The 17,184-nt window shown below is 67.5% G+C and carries 14 protein-coding genes; 5 read left to right on the top strand and 9 right to left on the bottom strand.

Going from position 1 to position 17,184, the window contains the following annotated elements; translation table 11 throughout:
- Positions 1–113: 113 nt before the first annotated feature.
- Positions 114–1,520, bottom strand: a complete 1,407-nt coding sequence (locus J0J10_RS03085; RefSeq protein ID WP_291645166.1) for an FAD-binding oxidoreductase — start codon at positions 1,518–1,520, stop codon at positions 114–116.
- A gap of 19 nt (positions 1,521–1,539) precedes the next feature.
- Positions 1,540–2,796 (bottom strand): class I SAM-dependent RNA methyltransferase, encoded by a 1,257-nt coding sequence (locus J0J10_RS03080; protein WP_291645164.1) that lies wholly within the window; start codon positions 2,794–2,796, stop codon positions 1,540–1,542.
- A 185-nt stretch (positions 2,797–2,981) separates the two neighbouring features.
- Here J0J10_RS03080 and J0J10_RS03075 point away from each other — a divergent pair, with 185 nt between their 5' ends.
- Together J0J10_RS03075 and J0J10_RS03070 are read left to right on the top strand one after the other, a co-directional pair.
- Entirely contained in the window at positions 2,982–4,025 is a 1,044-nt protein-coding gene (locus J0J10_RS03075) for a cysteine synthase A (protein ID WP_291645163.1), read from the top strand.
- 4 nt (positions 4,026–4,029) lie between these two features.
- The gene (locus tag J0J10_RS03070) at positions 4,030–4,602 is read left to right on the top strand and encodes a hypothetical protein (protein WP_291645160.1); all 573 of its coding nucleotides are present in this window, start codon (positions 4,030–4,032) and stop codon (positions 4,600–4,602) included.
- 27 nt (positions 4,603–4,629) lie between these two features.
- On the opposite strand, the gene J0J10_RS03065 is transcribed toward J0J10_RS03070, so the two are convergent.
- The 5 genes from J0J10_RS03065 to J0J10_RS03045 all read right to left on the bottom strand — a co-directional run bounded on the left by J0J10_RS03065 (position 4,630) and on the right by J0J10_RS03045 (position 10,843).
- On the bottom strand, positions 4,630–5,988 hold the full coding sequence (locus tag J0J10_RS03065; RefSeq protein ID WP_465247153.1) for a dicarboxylate/amino acid:cation symporter: 1,359 nt from the start codon (positions 5,986–5,988) through the stop codon (positions 4,630–4,632).
- Positions 5,989–6,186: 198 nt separating this feature from the next.
- Entirely contained in the window at positions 6,187–7,965 is a 1,779-nt protein-coding gene (locus J0J10_RS03060; RefSeq protein WP_291645156.1) for an SLC13 family permease, read from the bottom strand.
- 72 nt (positions 7,966–8,037) lie between these two features.
- On the bottom strand, positions 8,038–9,027 hold the full coding sequence (locus J0J10_RS03055; RefSeq protein WP_291645155.1) for a magnesium transporter CorA family protein: 990 nt from the start codon (positions 9,025–9,027) through the stop codon (positions 8,038–8,040).
- A gap of 92 nt (positions 9,028–9,119) precedes the next feature.
- Positions 9,120–9,980, bottom strand: a complete 861-nt coding sequence (locus J0J10_RS03050; RefSeq protein WP_291645154.1) for an SDR family oxidoreductase — start codon at positions 9,978–9,980, stop codon at positions 9,120–9,122.
- A gap of 17 nt (positions 9,981–9,997) precedes the next feature.
- Positions 9,998–10,843, bottom strand: a complete 846-nt coding sequence (locus tag J0J10_RS03045; RefSeq protein ID WP_291645152.1) for an SDR family NAD(P)-dependent oxidoreductase — start codon at positions 10,841–10,843, stop codon at positions 9,998–10,000.
- Between the two features lie 254 nt (positions 10,844–11,097).
- Here J0J10_RS03045 and J0J10_RS03040 point away from each other — a divergent pair, with 254 nt between their 5' ends.
- Complete coding sequence (locus J0J10_RS03040; protein WP_291645150.1) at positions 11,098–11,895, top strand: class I SAM-dependent methyltransferase; 798 nt, start codon at positions 11,098–11,100, stop codon at positions 11,893–11,895.
- Between the two features lie 17 nt (positions 11,896–11,912).
- On the opposite strand, the gene J0J10_RS03035 is transcribed toward J0J10_RS03040, so the two are convergent.
- Positions 11,913–13,688, bottom strand: a complete 1,776-nt coding sequence (locus J0J10_RS03035) for an acyl-CoA dehydrogenase (protein WP_291645148.1) — start codon at positions 13,686–13,688, stop codon at positions 11,913–11,915.
- 168 nt (positions 13,689–13,856) lie between these two features.
- Here J0J10_RS03035 and J0J10_RS03030 point away from each other — a divergent pair, with 168 nt between their 5' ends.
- Positions 13,857–14,837 carry an L-threonylcarbamoyladenylate synthase gene (locus tag J0J10_RS03030; RefSeq protein ID WP_291645146.1) on the top strand — a complete coding sequence of 327 codons (981 nt, stop codon included), beginning with the start codon at positions 13,857–13,859 and terminating at the stop codon, positions 14,835–14,837.
- 102 nt (positions 14,838–14,939) lie between these two features.
- Positions 14,940–15,839: a LysR family transcriptional regulator gene (locus tag J0J10_RS03025; RefSeq protein ID WP_291638912.1), complete on the top strand. Its 900-nt coding sequence runs from the start codon at positions 14,940–14,942 to the stop codon at positions 15,837–15,839.
- A 17-nt stretch (positions 15,840–15,856) separates the two neighbouring features.
- On the opposite strand, the gene J0J10_RS03020 is transcribed toward J0J10_RS03025, so the two are convergent.
- Complete coding sequence (locus tag J0J10_RS03020) at positions 15,857–16,999, bottom strand: glycoside hydrolase family 19 protein (protein ID WP_291645144.1); 1,143 nt, start codon at positions 16,997–16,999, stop codon at positions 15,857–15,859.
- Positions 17,000–17,184: the final 185 nt, after the last annotated feature.

Raw genomic sequence — 17,184 nt, 5'->3', positions numbered from 1 at the left:
CGGCGCAGACCCGGAACCCATCGAAGGACGCTGCGCCTTACGATGGATCCCGGCATTCCGCTTCGCTCCAGCCGGGATGACGGCGCTGGAACTGAAAGCCCTCGCCTGGCTCCCTACAGCACCGCGCCAGGGTTGAGCACACCCTTGGGATCAATCGCCGCCTTGACCGTGCGCATCAGATCGAGCTCGACCGGGTCCTTGACGCCGGGCAGCAGCGCGCGCTTCAGGCGGCCGATGCCGTGCTCGGCCGAGATCGAGCCCTTGAGTTCGGTAACGATGGCATGGACAGCCGCGTTCATCGCGTCCCAGCCGGCGAGATAGGCGGCCTTGTCGGCACCGACCGGCTGGCTGACGTTGAAATGGATGTTGCCGTCGCCGAGATGACCGAAAGGCACCGGCCGGCAGCCCGGCACCAGCTCCTCGACCTTGGCGATGGCGCGCCTCAGGAATTCCGGGGCCGCGTGCAGCGGCACCGAGACGTCGTGCTTGATCGAGCCGCCCTCATGGGTCTGCACCTCCGAGAGCATCTCGCGCAACTTCCAGAGATCGGCGCGCTGGCCGAGCGAGCCGGCGAGCACCGCATCGGTGACGAGCCCTGCCTCCATCGCCTCGCCGAGAAAATTCTCGACTGCCTCGGAGAGGCCGGTCTCGGCCTGGGCGCAGACCTCCATCAGCACATACCAGGGCGAGGGCTCCGAGAGCGGATCGCGGGCGCCATCGGCATGGCGCACGACGAAATCGAGCCCGATGCGCGGCATCAGCTCGAAAGTGGTGAGCGTGCCGCCGGCGCTGGCCTTGGCCTTGTTCAGCAGCGCCAGTGCAGCGTCCGGATCGGGCACGGCGAGGAAGGCGGTAGCGCGTGCCGCCGGCAGCGGGAAGAGCTTCAGCACCGCGGCGGTGATGATGCCGAGCGTGCCTTCCGAGCCGATGAAGAGGTTCTTCAGGTCGTAGCCGGTATTGTCCTTGCGGAGCTGGCGCAGGCCGTTCCAGACGCGGCCATCAGGCAGCACGACCTCGAGACCGAGACAGAGCTCGCGGGCATTGCCATAGGCGATCACCGCCGTGCCGCCGGCATTGGCCGAGAGATTGCCGCCGACCGTGCAGGACCCTTCCGAAGCGAGCGAGAGCGGGAAGAGCCGCCCGGCAGCCTCGGCCGCCTCCTGCGCCTTCTGCAGGATGACGCCGGCCTCGACGGTCATGGTGTCGCCGGCAGCATCGACCGCGCGGACCTTGTCGAGCCGCTGCAGCGACAGGACGATCTCCCGGCCTTCGGCGACCGGGACTTGGCCACCGACCATGCCGGTGTTGCCGCCTTGCGGGACGATCGTCGCACCCGTCTCGCTTGCCCATTTCATCAGGGCCGAGACCTCAGCGACCGAGCCCGGCCGCACCACCGCCTGCGCCTTGCCCTTGAACAGGCCGCGCGGCTCCTTGAGATAGGGCACCATCGCATCGGCGTCGGTGATGACGTGTTTCGCGCCGACGATGCCGGCCAGAGCTTCGGTAACGGACGCGCTCATCCTGCCTCCGGAGACATGATCACTTGCGGCCGGCAGCCTTGCGGAAGACGCCGACGAGTTCGATGTGAGCGGAATAACGGAACTGATCGACCGGCGTCACGCGTTCCAGCGCATAGCCGCCTGCGACCAAAAGCGCCGCGTCGCGCGCGAAGCTGCCGACATCGCAGGAGACATAGGCGATGCTGGCGACCTTGGACTCTGCAAGCCGTCTGACCTGCGCCTCCGCTCCGGCGCGCGGCGGATCGAGCACGACGGCGTCGAAAGCCGCGAGCTCGTGTTCGAGCAGCGGCCGGCGGAAGAGATCGCGGGCCTCGGCCACGATCGGCTTCAGCCCCTGCGCCTTGCTGGCGCCGCGCTGCAGCGCCTGCACCGCCGTCTTGTCGCTCTCGAAGCCGGTGACGTGGCAGCGCTCGGCCAGGCGGAAGCTGAACGGCCCACACCCGGCGAAGAGATCGGCGACGCGCTTCGCCTTGGGCAGGGCCGCGAGCACGAGTTCGGCCAAGACCTCCTCGCCACGCGCCGTCGCCTGAAGGAAGCCGCCCGGCCCCGGCGTGACCGTGGCCTTGCCCATGAGATGGAAGGGAGTGCGCCTTTCGACGATGACGTCGCCATGCATGGCAAGCCGCGCCAGATCGAGCCGCTCGGCCGCCTCGGTCAGCGTGCGGCGCAGCGCGTTGCCGGCCGGGCCATGGCCGCGGATATCGACGTCGAGCCCGGCCTCGGAGGCGGTGATCTGCAGATCGAGTGGCTTGTTCGAGCCGCCGAGCCGATTGGCTAGGAGTTGCGCAACGGCTGGCGCCCGTGCCAGGCCGGGCGCCAGCACCGGGCAGGCGTCAACCGCCACGAGATCATGGCTGCGCGCCGCCATGAAGCCGATGCGCATGCCGTCCTCCTCGCGCCGGGCATGGAAGGTGACGCGCCGGCGCCCTGTACCATGGGCGTCGAGCGGCGGCTCGACCGCGACCCCGGCGGCGACGCGCCCGAGCGCCGTCACGACCTGCTGGCGCTTCCATTCGGCATAGAGCCCCTCCCCCATATGCTGGGCGACGCAGCCGCCACAGCGGGTGAAGAGCGGACAGATCGCGGCGATGCGCGAGGCGGATGGTGCCAAGATTTCGACAACCTGCGCCCGTTCGCCATCCCGCACGGCGCGGACGCTTTCGCCAGGCAATGCGAAGGGTACGAAGACCGGGCCGTCCGCCGTCTCGGCCACGCCGTCGCCGCGCTGGCCGAGCCGCGCGATCATCAGGGTTTCGTTCATGGCAAGGGCAGACATGCGGATCCGGGCAGGGTTGAGGAAGAGGCGTGGCCTATCAGTTCCCGCGTCGCGAGGGAAATCATCATCTTTTTTCGCGGAGATTTGGAAGAACTATCCCGTGAAGTAACGGGCGAACCGATTATGGTGGCGACCTGCTGCGCCCGGCCGTTATCGGGCCGGCGCCAGCCAGAGAGGAAGTGGTCATGACTATCCGCAACGGCGTCGTCGAGGCGATCGGCAACACGCCCCTGATCCGGCTGAAGCGCGCCTCGCGGGAAACCGGCTGCGAAATCCTCGGCAAGGCCGAGTTCATGAATCCCGGCCAGTCGGTCAAGGATCGCGCGGCGCTCGCCATCATCCGTGACGCAGAAAAGCGCGGCGCGCTCCGCCCCGGCGGCGTCATCGTCGAGGGCACGGCCGGCAATACCGGCATCGGGCTCGCTCTGGTCGGCAATCCGCTCGGCTACCGCTCGGTGATCGTCATTCCGGAGACGCAGAGCCAGGAAAAGAAGGACATGCTGCGGCTCGCCGGCGCCACGCTGCTCGAGGTCCCGGCCGTCGGCTACGTCAATCCGAACAACTATGTGAAGGTCTCCGGCCGCCTCGCCGAAGAACTGGCCAAGACCGAACCCAATGGCGCGATCTGGGCCAACCAGTTCGACAATGTCGCGAACCGCCAGGGCCATATCGAGACGACCGGCCCGGAGATCTGGCAACAGACCGACGGCAAGGTCGACGGCTTCATCTGCGCCGTCGGAACCGGCGGCACACTCGCCGGCACCGCGATCGCGCTGAAGGGCTTCAACCCGAAGGTCAGGATCGGCCTCGCCGACCCGATGGGCGCGGCGCTTTATTCCTGGTTCAAGACCGGTGAGTTGAAGGCCGACGGGTCCTCGATCACCGAAGGCATCGGCCAGGGCCGGATCACCAAGAACATCGAGGGCGCTCCGATCGACACCGCCTTCCAGATTCCCGACGAGGAGGCGATCCCGCTCTGCTTCCAACTGCTGGAGGAAGAAGGTCTGTGCCTCGGTGGCTCCTCGGGCATCAACGTCGCCGGCGCGATCCGGCTGGCGAAAGAGCTCGGCCCCGGCCACACCATCGTGACCATCCTCTGCGACTACGGCACGCGCTATCAGTCGAAGCTGTTCAATCCGGAATTCCTGCGCTCGAAGAACCTGCCGGTGCCCGGCTGGCTCGAACGCAATGGCGGGCTGAAGGACGTGATGGCCCGGGTGATGGCCTGAGCCCATGCTGCTTGACCGGCGGACGCTCGCAGGCATCGCCGAGGGCAGCATCACCCGAGTGCTGCGGCGCTGGCGCCGACCGAGCGTCCGCAGCGGCGGCAGCCTGATGACGGCCGCGGGCGTCCTGGCGATCGAGGCGGTCGAGCCGATCGGCGAAGCCGAGATCGACGACGCAGAGGCGAAAGCGGCCGGCTTCGCCTCGCGCGCGGCAGCGCTGGCGAGCCTCTCCGGCCGGGAAGGCGATCTCTATCGCATCCGCCTCCACCTTGCCGGCCCCGATCCGCGACTTGCGCTGCGCGAGGCGGCCGAGCTCGATGCGGACGAGGTCGAGGCGCTCGCCGAGCGCCTTTCTCGGCTCGATACCCGCCGCCCCTGGACCGCGGCGACGCTCGCCCTGATCGTCGCCCATCCCGGCCGCAGGGCGCCGGAACTCGCCGCCCTGCTCGGCCGCGAGACGCTCGCTTTCAAACAGGATGTGCGCAAGCTCAAGGCGTTCGGCCTGACCGAGAGCCTTGAGGTGGGCTACCGACTGTCGCCGCGCGGCGAGGCGCTGCTTTCGAAGCTCCCGCCGCGCTGAGAAAAGGACAGCCGGTGCAGTGGCTCCTCAGGCCGTCTGCGCCTCGGCCTCGAGCGCGTCGATGTCGCCGGCGCGGTCGTATTGCGCCTGATCGAGCATGCCCTGGCGCTTGGCGACGATGGTCGGCACCAGAGCCTGGCCGGCGACGTTCACGGCCGTGCGGCCCATGTCGAGGATCGGGTCGATCGCGAGCAGCAGACCGACACCGGCAAGCGGTAGGCCGAGCGTCGAGAGCGTCAGCGTCAGCATCACCGTCGCGCCGGTGAGCCCTGCGGTCGCCGCCGAGCCGATCACCGAGACGAAGACGATCAGCACATATTCCTGCAGGCCGAGCGGCAGGCCGTAGAACTGCGCGACGAAGATCGCCGAGATCGCCGGATAGATCGCGGCGCAGCCATCCATCTTGGTGGTCGCGCCGAGCGGCACGGCGAAGGCTGCGTATTCACGGGGCACGCCGAGGCTCTTCTCGGTCACGGTCTCGGTCACCGGCAAGGTGCCGACCGAGGAGCGCGAGACGAAGGCGAGCTGGATCGCCGGCCAGGCGCCCGCGAAGAAGCGCATTGGCGAGAGGCCGTGCAGCAGAAGCAGCGCCGGGTAGACGATCAGCAGCACGATGGCGAGGCCGAGATAGATCGCGAACGCGTACCAGGAGAGCTGCTGCAGGGTCTGCCAGCCATATTGCGCCACGGCATTGCCAAGGAGGCCGATGGTGCCGATCGGGGTCAACCGGATCACCCACCACAGGATTTTGCGGACGATGGCGAGCAGCGACTCGTTGAAAGACAGGAAGCTGTTGGCGCGCTCGCCGACCTTCAGTGCGGCGACGCCGACGACGATCGAGATCACCAGCAATTGCAGCACGTTGAAGCCGAGGCGGGTGGTCGCCGCGCCGCCGTCGACACGGGTCGTCGCCTGCAGGCCTAGCATGTTGGCGGGCACGAGGCCCTTCAGGAAATCGAGCCAGGAGCCGACCGTCGCGGGAGCCTTGGCGCTGGCCGCAGCGACGCCGGAATTGAGGCCGGGCTGGATGATCAAACCGAGCGCGATGCCGATCAGCACCGCGATGAAGGCGGTGACGGCGAACCAGAGCAGCGTCTGCCAGACCAGGGCAGCCGCGTTGGAGAGCTGCCGGAGATTGCTGATCGAAGCGACGATCGCCGTGAAGATCAGCGGCGGCACCAACGCCTGCAGCAATTGCACGAAGATCGAGCCGGTGGTCTGGAGCGCGACGGTCAGCCCGTTCGGCTGCCCGGCCGCATCCGGGCCGATATTGCGCGCGATCCAGCCGAGCAGGAGCCCGACCAGCATGGCGAGCAGGACCTGGAATCCGAAGCTGGAATAGAACGGCTTTGTGCCGGCGCTCTTCACGCCGGCTTGGGACTTCATGGTTGTCATGTCAGAAACTCGTCGATCGCCGTCATGCGGCTGAATTTATGCCTGCATATATAGCGATTTGAGCAAATTAAGCGAAGGCGCAGGCTTCCATTTTTCGCCGTCCCGGCAGATGGAACATTCTCCGCACAGGCTACTTCTGGGTGAAAATCTTCTCTTGCATCAGGATCGCTGCCGGAAGGCGAACCGAATTCAGCGCAGCGGCCAGACCCAGAGGATCAGCGGCACGGTCAAAAGGATGACCAGCAGCGAGAGCGGTGCGCCGAGCCTGGCATAGTCGCTGAAACGATAGCCGCCCGGCCCCATCACCAGCGTGTTGCACTGATGGCCGATCGGGGTGAGGAAATCGCAGGCCGCGCCGATCGCCACCGCCATCAGGAAGGCATCGGGATTGTAGCCGAGCGTCTTGGCGAAGCCGGCGCCGATCGGCGCCATGACCAGAACCGTCGCGGCATTGTTGAGGAACGGCGTCACCGCCATGGCCGCGACCAGGATCAGCCCGACCGCGCCCCAGCCCGGCAACCCTGCGCCTGCCTGCGCCAGCCAGCCGGCGAAGAGATCCGTGGTACCGGTGGTGCGCAGGCTGTCGCTGACCGGGATCAGCGCCGCGAGCATGACGAGGATCGGCGCCTCGACCGAGGCATAGGCATCGCGCAGCGAGAGCGCCCGCAGCGCCAGCAGCAGGACCGCGGCCGAGAAGAAGGCGATCGCGACGGGCACCAGGCCAAGCGCCACCACAGCGACCGTGCCGGCGACGATCGCGCCGGTGATCAGGCGCCTGCGGGCGCTGCCCAGCGACAGGCTGCGCGCCGCCAGCGGCAGCAGGCCGAGTTCGCGCAGCCGCTCCGGCAGGAGTTTTTCATCGCCCTGCAGCAGCACCACGTCGCCATCGGCGAGCCGGATATCGCGCAGCCGCTCGGTGAAGCGCTCGCCGGCGCGGCTGATGCCGAGCAGGTTGACCTGGAAGCGGGCGTGGAGGTCGAGTTCGGCTGCGGTCGCACCCGCCAGCAGAGAGCCTTGCGTCACCACGGCTTCGCCGGTGCGGGCGGGATCGAGCGAGCCTTCGGTCTCGGTCGGACGGTTCTGGCCGACGAGCTCGAGCTTGCCTTCGGCGACGACGCGCTCCAGCGCCTTGGCTTCGCCACGCAACAGCACGATGTCGCCGGCCTTCAGGCTGGCATCAGGCAGTGGCGCCTGCCGGCGCTTGCCGGCGCGCAGGATGGCGACGACCTCGACCTCGCCATTGGCGGGCTTGCGCAGATCGGCGATCGTCCGGCCGCTCAGCGGCGCATTGGCCGGGATCCTGGCTTCGGTGACGTAGTCCTTGATGTCGAGCGCCTGGTCGAGCGAGGCCGAGCCCTGCCGGTTCTTCGGCAGCAATCGGTAGCCGAAGCCGAGGAAGAGACAGCCGAAGAAGGCGACGCCGAGACCGACCGGCGTGAAGTCGAACATGGCGAAGGGCTCGCCGCCGAGCTCCTCGCGGACCCGCGAGACGATGACGTTGGGCGAGGTACCGACCAGGGTGACGATGCCGCCGAGCAGCGAGGCAAAGGCCATCGGCATCAGGAAGACGGAAGGGGATTTGCCGTCCTTGCGTGCGAGTTGATAGGCGATCGGCAGCATCATCGCGAGCGCGCCGATGTTCTTGATGATCGCGGACATCACGGCGACCGTGCAGACCAGCGCCATGACCTGGGTCTGGGTGGTGCGCAAGGCAGGCGCGATACGCGACAGCGCACTCTCGACCAGCCCCGAGCGCGCCACAGCGGCGCTGACGATCAGGGCGCTGGCGACGATGATGACGATGTCGTCGGAGAAGCCCTTGAAGGCGTCCTTGGGCTGGACGACGCCGAGCGCGACACCTGCGAGCAGCGCCAGCAGCGCGACCACGTCATAGCGCAGCCGCCCCCAGACGAAGGCGGCCATCATCGCGGCGACGAGCGAGCAGGAGAGAATCTGCGGCAGGGTCATCCGCGCCTTCTTACCGGGCGCGGGCGGCCGATGCGAAGCCGAAAAAGCGAAGCGCGCGCCGCCGTCAGCGGGTCAGAGCCATTTCTTCCAGCGGAAGAACAGATAGGGCAGCACGGCGAAGACCACCATCATCACCAGCGCCATCGGATAGCCGAGCTGCCAGTCGAGTTCCGGCATGAGCTTGAAGTTCATGCCGTAGATCGAGGCGACGAGGGTCGGCGGCATCAGCACCACCGAGACGACCGAGAACAGCTTGATGATCTTGTTCTGCTCGATGCTGACGAGACCGAGCGTCGCCCCCAGCATGAATTGCAGCTTGCTGGAAAGGAAGGTCGCGTGCTCTTCGATGGCCTGGACATCGCGGATCGAGGAGCGCCATTCCGGCGCGAAGCCGCTGGTCGCCTTCTTGGCGCGCTTGAAATTGGCCGAGAGGTAGAGCAGCACGCGCTCGACCGAGACCATGCTTTCGCGGACATTCGAGATGATGTGCTCGTACTGGCCGATGCGGCGCACCACGGCCTGATAGGCGCGGCCCTGCTCGACATTGGCGCTGTTGCCGTCGAAGATCTGGCGCGAGCGCATGTCGATCCGGTCGCCGACGCCGCGCAGCACCTCCGCGGCGCGATCGGTGATCGCGTCGATCAGCCCCTCGATGACCCCGGCGGGCTCGAGACTGCAGCCGCCCGGCTTGCCGACGCGGTTGAGGAAGATATTGAAGGCGCCCGGCTGGTCGTAGCGCACCGTGACGAGCGCCTGCTCGGTCAGGATGAAGGTGACATCGGCGAGCCGTGGGACATTGGTGTCCGACTGGCAGATCACCCGCATGGTCATGTAATGCGCGCCGTTCTCGGCGTAGATGATCTCGGAAGGCTCGAGATCATGCATCTCCTCCCGTGTCGGGATCGAGATGCCGAGATGCTGCTCGACCTTGCCGTCCTCCGGCGTCGACGGGTTGAGCAGGTCGATCCAGATCGTCCCGGCGGGGATCGGCTCCTCCGGTCCGAGTTCCTGATGAACGAGACGATCGCCCCGCACCGGGCAGATTCCATGGATCAGGAGCATCGGCGGTCTTTCCGGAAGCATGGGCGCCGGAGCGCCGATCTGGGCGGCACCAACTCCAAACCTCCGACGGTGTCAAACCGATGACGGGCGTGTCACATGCCGCCTTTGACGCCCTGCGGCGGCTTGCTGTCGGCCGGCACGAAAAAGTCGGGCATCAGCGGCACGGACGGGTCGACGCGATAGGGCGTGAAATCGGTAACGCCCTCGCCGGCCATGAAGCTGTCGTCTATCAGGAAATTGCCGGAAAATTCGCGCGAGGGCTTGTTGAAGACCATCCAGGCGGCCTCGCCGAGCATGTCGGGGGTGCGGCTCGCCTGCACCATCTTGTCGCCGCCGAGCAGGTTTTTGACCGCCGCGGTCGCGACCGTGCTGCGCGGCCAGAGCGCGTTGACGGCGATGCCCTTGGGCGCGAGTTCGCCGGCGAGCCCGAGCACGCACAGGCTCATCCCGTATTTCGCCATGCTGTAGGCGAGATGCGGGGCGAACCAGCGCATGCTCATGTCGAGCGGCGGCGACAGCATCAGGATATGCGGGTTCTCCGCCTTCTCCAGAAAGGGAATCGCGTATTTCGAGACAATGAAGGTGCCGCGCGTATTGATCTGGTGCATCAGATCGAAGCGCTTCATCTCGGTCATCTGCGTATTGGTCAGCGAGATCGCGCTGGCATTGTTCACGAGGATATCGATGCCACCGAAGGTCTCGGCCGTCTTGGCGATCGCCGCGACCACCGCCTCCTCCTCGCGGATATCGACCATCAGCGGCAGGCATTTCCCACCGGCCGCCTCGATCTCGGCCGCCGCCGTATAGATCGTGCCTTCGAGCTTGGGATGCGGCTCGGCCGTCTTGGCGGCGATGGTGACGTTGGCGCCGTCGCGCGCCGCCCGCAAGGCGATGGCGAGGCCGATGCCGCGTGATCCGCCGGTGATGAAAAGCGTCTTGCCCTTGAGCGACATGGTGGTTTCCTCCAGCCTTATAATTGCAGAGTGAAGCGTTCCGGCTGGCTGCCGTCCGCGTCGGTGAAGCCGTAGGTCCGTGCGAGATCGGCGACATGCAGCACCTTGCCGGCATGGCGCGCGACCTCGGGATCGGCGGCCAGCGCCGCGACCGCCCGGCCGGCATAGAGCGGCGTCTCGGTCGTCTCCTCCGCCATGCCGGCGTCGCGCACCCGCTCGGTCAGGACATGGCCTGGCGACAGGGCGAGCGCGGTGACGCCGAAGGGCTTGAGCTCCTGCGCCATGGCGAAGCTCAGCCGGTTCATCGCTGTCTTGGCAAGGTCGTAGAAGACGTCGCCGAGATAGCCGTCGGCGGTGTCGAAGCTCACCGTGACGATCAGCCCCTGGTGCATCTGCACCATCGCCGGCGCGACGGCGCGGGCCAGCAGCAATTGCGCATAGACGCCGCTCTCGAAGCTTTCGCCCAGCCTCGCGACGGGGCGACGCCAGAACGGAGCGCCGAAGGCCGAGCCGTCGGGATAGCGCTCGCCGTCATAGCCTTCATTGCCGCCCCAGACCGCATCGACGACGCAGTCGAGCCGGCCGAAGCGGCGTAGGCACCAGGCGACGAGCTGGTCGACCTCGCGCTCATTGGTGTGGTCGCAGCGATAGGGCTGCCCCTTGCCGCCGGCGGCCTCGACCTCGCGGGCCGTGTCCTCGAAGGTCTCTAGCCGCTGATCGGTCCGCGGCCCGGCCTCGCTCGAGCGCCCGGTGCAGATCACCGTCGCGCCAGCCTGGCCGAGCGCTTTTGCAATGCCGCGCCCGAGCCCGCGCGAGGCGCCGGCGACGAGGCAGATCTTGCTTGCGAGGGGAGCCGCGGTCATCGAGCCCGCTCCATCATTCCGGGGCAGGCAGCAGGCGCGGGCCCGGAAGCCATGAGCACCGCCCAACCCGTCATGGTCGGGCTTGTCCCGACCATCCACGCCTTCGCTTGTCGCATGCGGTATTCAAGACGTGGATGCTCGCCACAAGGGCGAGCATGACGGGCGCCGCTGCGCAGCGCGCCGAAATGACGGCGTTGTTTCGCGCCGAACGGAAATACCCTAGAAGCCTCCTCCCGCGAACGAGGAGGCGAGCCATGGATGCGAGCGAAGTCGCCGCCTGCTGGGAAGCCAATGCCGAAACCTGGACCCGCCATGCGCGGGCCGGCTACGACCTCTACCGGGACGCCCAGAACACCCCGGCCTTCCTCGCCAACCTGCCCGCTATCGCCGGCCTCGACGGGCTCGACATCGGCTGCGGCGAAGGCTCGAACACGCGCAAGCTGGCCGAGGCCGGCGCACGGATGACCGGGATCGACATCGCCCCGACCTTCATCCGGCACGCAACGGAAGCGGAGGCCGAGGCCCCGCTCGGCATCGCCTATCGCATCGCGGACGGCATGGCCCTGCCCTTCGCCGATGGCAGCTTCGACTTCGCCACCGCCTTCATGTCGCTGATGGACATGCCGCATCAGGACAGGGTGCTGGCCGAGGTGCTGCGCGTGCTGAAGCCCGGCGGCTTCCTGCAATTCTCGATCCTGCATCCCTGCTTCGCGACCCCGCACCGCAAAGTGGTGCGCGACGAGAACCGCAAGGTCCTCGCCATCGAGGTCCGCGATTATTTCCGCAGCACCGATGGCGAGATCGAGAGCTGGCGCTTCGGCGCCGCGCCGGAGCACGAGAAGGCCAGTGTCGCGCCGTTCAGGGTGCCGCGCTTTCACCGCACGCTGAGCGACTGGGTGAACCTGATCGTCGCGACGGGCTTTGCCATCGAGATGATGCACGAGCCCTCGATCGATCCCGAGACGGCCCGTGCCCTGCCCTATCTCGACGACACGCTCGTCGCACCACTGTTCCTGCACATGCGCGTCCGCAAGGCGGCCCCGGCCATCTAGCGGGGCGCGCGCCTGCGTCACGCCGCGAAGACCGCCGCCGAATCCGCCACGGCCCCGGCGCCCTCGGTCACCGCGAGCTCCAGCCCCGGCGCCTCGGCGGCGTTGTGCTCGGCGAAGAAGCGGGCCGTCGCCAGCGCAGCCGCCCCGGCATCCTCACCGCGCAGCCCCAGCGCCTTCCTGGCCAGGCCGGTGCCGCCCTGCGCCAGCGCGAAGAGCTTTAGATAGGGCGTCGCGCCGGCGAGCGCGCTCGCCTGGTCGTTGCCCATCGTCTGGAGCATCCACTGCGTCGCGCGCTCGAGCGAGTCGACGGCAGCGCCGAGCCGCGCCGCCGTGTGGCCGAAGCCCGGCGTATTGGCCTCGCGCACCTGCTCGACGACGCCGCGCATCTCCCCGATCATCGCCTTGACCGCCTCGCCATTGGAGAGCGGCAGCTTGCGCAGCACGAGGTCGATCGCCTGGATGCCGTTGGTGCCCTCGTAGATCGTGGCGATGCGGGCATCGCGCAGATGCTGGGCGGCGCCGGTCTCTTCGACATAGCCCATGCCGCCATGGATCTGCACGCCGGTTGAGGCGACCTCGACGCCGATATCGGTGGCATAGGCCTTGGCGACGGGCGTGATGATCGCGGCACGCTCGGCCGCGGCCTTGCGCTTGGCCTCGTCGGGCTCGCGGTGCGAGCGATCGAGCGTCGCGGCCAGCAGCAGCGAGAGCGTACGCGCCGCCTGCGTCTTGGCGCGCATTTCCATCAGCATGCGGCGGATGTCGGGGTGGACGATGATCGGGCTCATCGGCGCGCCCTTGGGGGCGTCGAGCGCTGTGCCCTGCTTGCGCTCATGGGCAAAGGCGAGCGCCTGCTGATAGGCCCGCTCGGCGATGGCGACGCCCTGCACGGCAACGTTGAGGCGGGCATTGTTCATCATCGTGAACATGCAGGCGAGGCCGCGGTTCTCCTCGCCGATCAGCCAGCCGATCGCGCCGCCATTGTCGCCATAGCTCATCGCGCAGGTCGGCGAGGCGTGGATGCCGAGCTTGTGCTCGACGCCGGTGCAGCGGACATCGTTGCGCGCGCCGAGCGAGCCATCGGCATTGACCAGATATTTCGGCACGAGGAAGAGCGAGATGCCGCGCGTCCCGGCCGGCGCGTCGGGCAGGCGGGCGAGCACGAGATGGACGATATTGTCCGTCATCTCGTGCTCGCCATAGGTGATGAAGATCTTCTGGCCGGTGATGCGATAGGTGCCGTCGCCGACGCGCTCGGCCTTGCAGCGCAGGGCGTTGAGATCGGAGCCGGCCTGCGGCTCGGTCAGGTTCATCGTGCCCATCCACTCGCCGGAGACGAGCTTGGCGAGATAGGTTTCCTTGAGATGCTCGGAGCCATGGGCATGCACTGCCTCGATCGCACCGACCGTCAGCAACGGGCCGAGCGCGAAGGCGAAGGCGGCCGAATTCCACATTTCGGTACAGGCCGATTGCACCAGGGTCGGCAGGCCCTGGCCGCCATAGGCCTCCGGCCCAGGCAAAGCGTTCCAGCCTCCTTCAGCCCAGGCATGATAGGCTTCCTTCCAGCCCGGCGGGGTGGTGACGACACCGTCCTTCAGGGTCGAGCCGTGCCGGTCACCGACGGTGTTCAGCGGGGCCAGGACATCGCCGGCGAATTTCGCGGCTTCCTCGAGCACCGCCTCGGTGAGGCCGTCCTCCAGCTCGGGCACGAGGCCGTCCGCCTGCAGGGCATCGAGCCCGGCGACATGGCGCATGGTGGCCAGGATATCCTCGACCGGAGCACGATACGACATGAGCCTCTCCCTGGACGCCGCCGAATCCGCGGCGGGTCATTTTGCAGCGTTGCGTTTGACGGCGATATTAGCGGCGAACTATGCCCTCCGCCAACGCGCAAGCCGGTGCGCGCCTGCGCAGACCGCCCGGCATTGTTATAGTTCACATATAAACATTCAAGAGCGATCGTGACCGAACCCCGCCAGACGCAGCGCCTTCGGGCCGACGAGGCCGGCATCGCCGAAGCGGCAAGGCTGCTTCGCGCCGGAAAACTGGTCGCCCTGCCGACCGAGACGGTCTACGGCCTCGCCGCCGATGCGACCGACGGCCGCGCCGTCGCCTCGATCTATGCAGCCAAGGAACGGCCGAGCTTCAACCCACTGATCTCGCATCTGCCCGACACCGCGGCCGCGCGGCGCGAGGGCCTGTTCGACGCTGCGGCGCTCGCGCTGGCAAAAGCGTTCTGGCCGGGACCGCTGACGCTGATCGTACCGGTCTCGCCGGGCTGCACGGTCAGCGACCTCGCCCGGGCCGGGCTCGCCAGCGTGGCGCTCAGGGTGCCCTCGCACCCGGTCGCACATGCCGTGCTCGCCGCCGCCGGCCGGCCGATCGCCGCCCCTTCGGCCAATCGCTCGGGACGGGTCAGCCCGACCCTGCCAGAACATGTCCTGGTCGATCTCGACGGGCGCATCGACGCCGTGCTCGAAGCCGGCCCGACCGAGATCGGGCTCGAATCGAGCATCGTTGCCTGTCTCGGCGGGGCGCCGAAACTGCTGCGCCCCGGCGGCGTGCCGCGCGCGGCGCTGGAGGCGGCGATCGGGCGCGAACTCGTCATCGCCGATGCGGCGCAGGGGGCCGCGCCGATCTCGCCGGGGCTGCTCGCCTCGCATTACGCGCCGGAGGCGGCCGTCAGGCTCGAGGCGGCGGCGCCGCTGCCCGGCGAGGCCTGGCTCGGCTTCGGGCCGGAGCCGGAGGGGCACGCCCTGCCACCGCTCTCGCTCAATCTCAGCACGAAGGGCGACCTCGCCGAAGCCGCGGCCAATCTCTTCGCCGCCCTGCGCCAGCTCGACGAAGCCGGCGCGACCACCATCGCCGTCGCTCCCGTGCCGATGCAGGGGCTGGGCGAGGCGATCAACAACCGTCTCGGCCGGGCCGCCGCGCCGCGCTGACACCGGGCACCGGGCGATCTGTCGCCCTCGCGGGGAGCAGCTTGCAATCGCGCAAGATTTCGCGATGCTGCCTTGAGCCTTCCCGGAGCCCAGCCGATTGCGATGCCGAAGCTAGCCTGGGACGATTTCCGCCTGATCAAGGCGATCGCCGATGCCGGCGGCCTGACCGGGGCCGCAGCCTCCCTCGAAGTCAACCATTCGACGGTGTTCCGACGGCTGGGCCAGATCGAGGACCAGCTCGGCCACGCGCTCTTCGAGCGCCGCAAGACCGGCTATGTACCGACCTCGGCCGGTGAGGAGATGGCGGCGCTGGCCTCGCGGATCGACGAGGACGTCACCGCTTTCGGCCGGCGGCTGGCCGGGCGCGACCTCACCCCCTCCGGCGAAGTCCGGGTGACGACGACCGACACGCTCTATCTGCACATGCTTTTGCCGATCTTCGCGGCCTTTCGGCTCGCGCATCCGCTGATCCGGCTCGACGTCGTCATCGCCAGCCAGACCCTCAACCTGTCGCGCCGCGATGCCGACGTCGCGATCCGCGCCAGCGACTCACCGGGCGAGACCCTGATCGGGCGCCGGCTCGCCGATCTCAACTGGGCCGTCTATGCGCGCGCCGATGCGCCGGCGACCGCCGAGGAAAGAGCCGACCCCAGCGCGCTGTACAAGCGGACCTGGGTCACGCTCGGCGACCATCTCGGCTATGTGAAGGCCGCCCGCTATGTCCGCGACCATGTCGACCCCGAGCGGATCGCGCTACGCTCCTCCGCCGTGCTCGGCCTGACGGAAGCGGTCGAACAGGGCATCGGCATCGGGCCTCTGCCCTGCTTCATCGCCGACCAGCGGCCGGGGCTGGTGCGGCTGCTGCCGCCGCGGCCCGAGTTCTCGACCGGGCTGTGGATTCTGACCCATCCCGATATCCGCCATGCACCACGCGTGCGCGCCTTCATGGATTTTTGTGGCGGCGAACTCGCGCGGCGCAAAGCGCTGCTCGAAGGTGCGTGAAGGACGAGGACGCCCCCTCAGACCTCGACACCATCCGGAATGAACTTGATGCCCTTGTCATAGGCATCCTTGAAGCGGTCGAAGCCGTGACTGCCCCCGTTCACCAATTTCCGGGCAGTCTTGAGATCCCCGGCAGCGAGGGCGGTTCGGATCGCGTCTTCCTTGTTCGCCAGGAAACAAGCGAGCAACTGGCCGGCGATTTTCGGATCGTTTGCGAGTTCCGGTTGAGCGACGAGATCGACGTTGATCTGTTTTCCGAGCTCCGCGTAATTCCAACGGCCGGTCAATTGCACGAAGCCGCGCCCCTTGAAGCGAGCACCGTCCCCCGCTTCCGTATTGCCGAGCTTCTTGCCTATCGGCGTGTCCGGCTCATAGAGATCAAACGGCACCTTCTCGGTGTTGTACTGGCTCTGGAACTCGTCGATCGGCACGAAGCCTTCGGTTTCCGCACGGATCGTCGCGAGCGCCATGAGCAGCATGTCGCGGTCGATCAGGCCATAGGCGCGCAGACCCGCCCGCACATTCGGCAGATGCCTCCTGATGTTGCCGAGCGGCGTCTCGGGCACGAAGAGTCGGGCCACGAGTTCGGGCGTCAGCGGCGTCGCCCCGCTCGCGCCTGACAGCAGCGACCAGCCGGCCTCGGTCATATTGCCCGCCAAGAGCGACCTGATCGACGCAACTTCGGCGCGCAGCCCGGCAGCCTCGGCATTGATCTGACTCGCCAGGATGGATTGCGTCCCCGAACCTGCAGCGAGACCATCACTGGCTGAGCCGCTCGCCGTTCCTGCGCCACTGCCGGAGGCCGATACGCCCGGCCCCGCTCCTGCGGTGACAGCGGGCGTCTTGGCAATAAAGCCTTCGATGAAATCGGACCCGACATAACCGGCGGCAGCGATGCCGAGCAGAATTTCTGGAGTTATCTTGCCCGCTCCGATCAGCTTCTCCAAACTGAGCGCAAAAGCTGCAAGAACACCGGCAATGAAACCGATCATGAGGCTGATCAGGAGGCGACTCGCCAGGAACAGGTCAGCCTGACCCGGATCCTTTCCTGCATTGGCATCATTAAGCTTCTTGAGCCCGATGACGGTCCTTGCCCCCTGGCCGACCAACGCCATCATTCCCGAGAGAAAAATCGTGACCAGCAGTTCTGTGGCAGACATGGCATGCCCCGGATATCTTGCTTCCCCAGGATATACAACCATAGATTGTATCTATAAGCAAGAACACGCTCAAGCATAACAAAGCCCTTGAGCCGAACCTCGCGGATTTCGTAGCGACCTAACCGGCTCGGCCCCACGGCTCGAAAATCCGGCAGGTGCGGCTCGTCAAGCGCCCCCCGGGAAGC

This window comes from Allobosea sp. (assembly GCF_017308075.1).
Classification (GTDB): Bacteria; Pseudomonadota; Alphaproteobacteria; order Rhizobiales; family Beijerinckiaceae; genus Allobosea.
Note: the sequence above shows the minus strand (reverse complement) of the source record. Positions and strands in the feature narration are given on the sequence as shown.

What these genes read in the sequence shown, in the direction of transcription:
- J0J10_RS03085 (WP_291645166.1), bottom strand. Translation starts at nt 1,520, where the DNA reads ATGAGCGCGTCCGTTACCGAAGCTCTGGCCGGCATCGTCGGCGCGAAA.
- J0J10_RS03080 (WP_291645164.1), bottom strand. Translation starts at nt 2,796, where the DNA reads ATGTCTGCCCTTGCCATGAACGAAACCCTGATGATCGCGCGGCTCGGC.
- J0J10_RS03075 (WP_291645163.1), top strand. Translation starts at nt 2,982, where the DNA reads ATGACTATCCGCAACGGCGTCGTCGAGGCGATCGGCAACACGCCCCTG.
- J0J10_RS03070 (WP_291645160.1), top strand. Translation starts at nt 4,030, where the DNA reads ATGCTGCTTGACCGGCGGACGCTCGCAGGCATCGCCGAGGGCAGCATC.
- J0J10_RS03065 (WP_465247153.1), bottom strand. Translation starts at nt 5,988, where the DNA reads ATGAAGTCCCAAGCCGGCGTGAAGAGCGCCGGCACAAAGCCGTTCTAT.
- J0J10_RS03060 (WP_291645156.1), bottom strand. Translation starts at nt 7,965, where the DNA reads ATGACCCTGCCGCAGATTCTCTCCTGCTCGCTCGTCGCCGCGATGATG.
- J0J10_RS03055 (WP_291645155.1), bottom strand. Translation starts at nt 9,027, where the DNA reads ATGCTCCTGATCCATGGAATCTGCCCGGTGCGGGGCGATCGTCTCGTT.
- J0J10_RS03050 (WP_291645154.1), bottom strand. Translation starts at nt 9,980, where the DNA reads ATGTCGCTCAAGGGCAAGACGCTTTTCATCACCGGCGGATCACGCGGC.
- J0J10_RS03045 (WP_291645152.1), bottom strand. Translation starts at nt 10,843, where the DNA reads ATGACCGCGGCTCCCCTCGCAAGCAAGATCTGCCTCGTCGCCGGCGCC.
- J0J10_RS03040 (WP_291645150.1), top strand. Translation starts at nt 11,098, where the DNA reads ATGGATGCGAGCGAAGTCGCCGCCTGCTGGGAAGCCAATGCCGAAACC.
- J0J10_RS03035 (WP_291645148.1), bottom strand. Translation starts at nt 13,688, where the DNA reads ATGTCGTATCGTGCTCCGGTCGAGGATATCCTGGCCACCATGCGCCAT.
- J0J10_RS03025 (WP_291638912.1), top strand. Translation starts at nt 14,940, where the DNA reads ATGCCGAAGCTAGCCTGGGACGATTTCCGCCTGATCAAGGCGATCGCC.
- J0J10_RS03020 (WP_291645144.1), bottom strand. Translation starts at nt 16,999, where the DNA reads ATGTCTGCCACAGAACTGCTGGTCACGATTTTTCTCTCGGGAATGATG.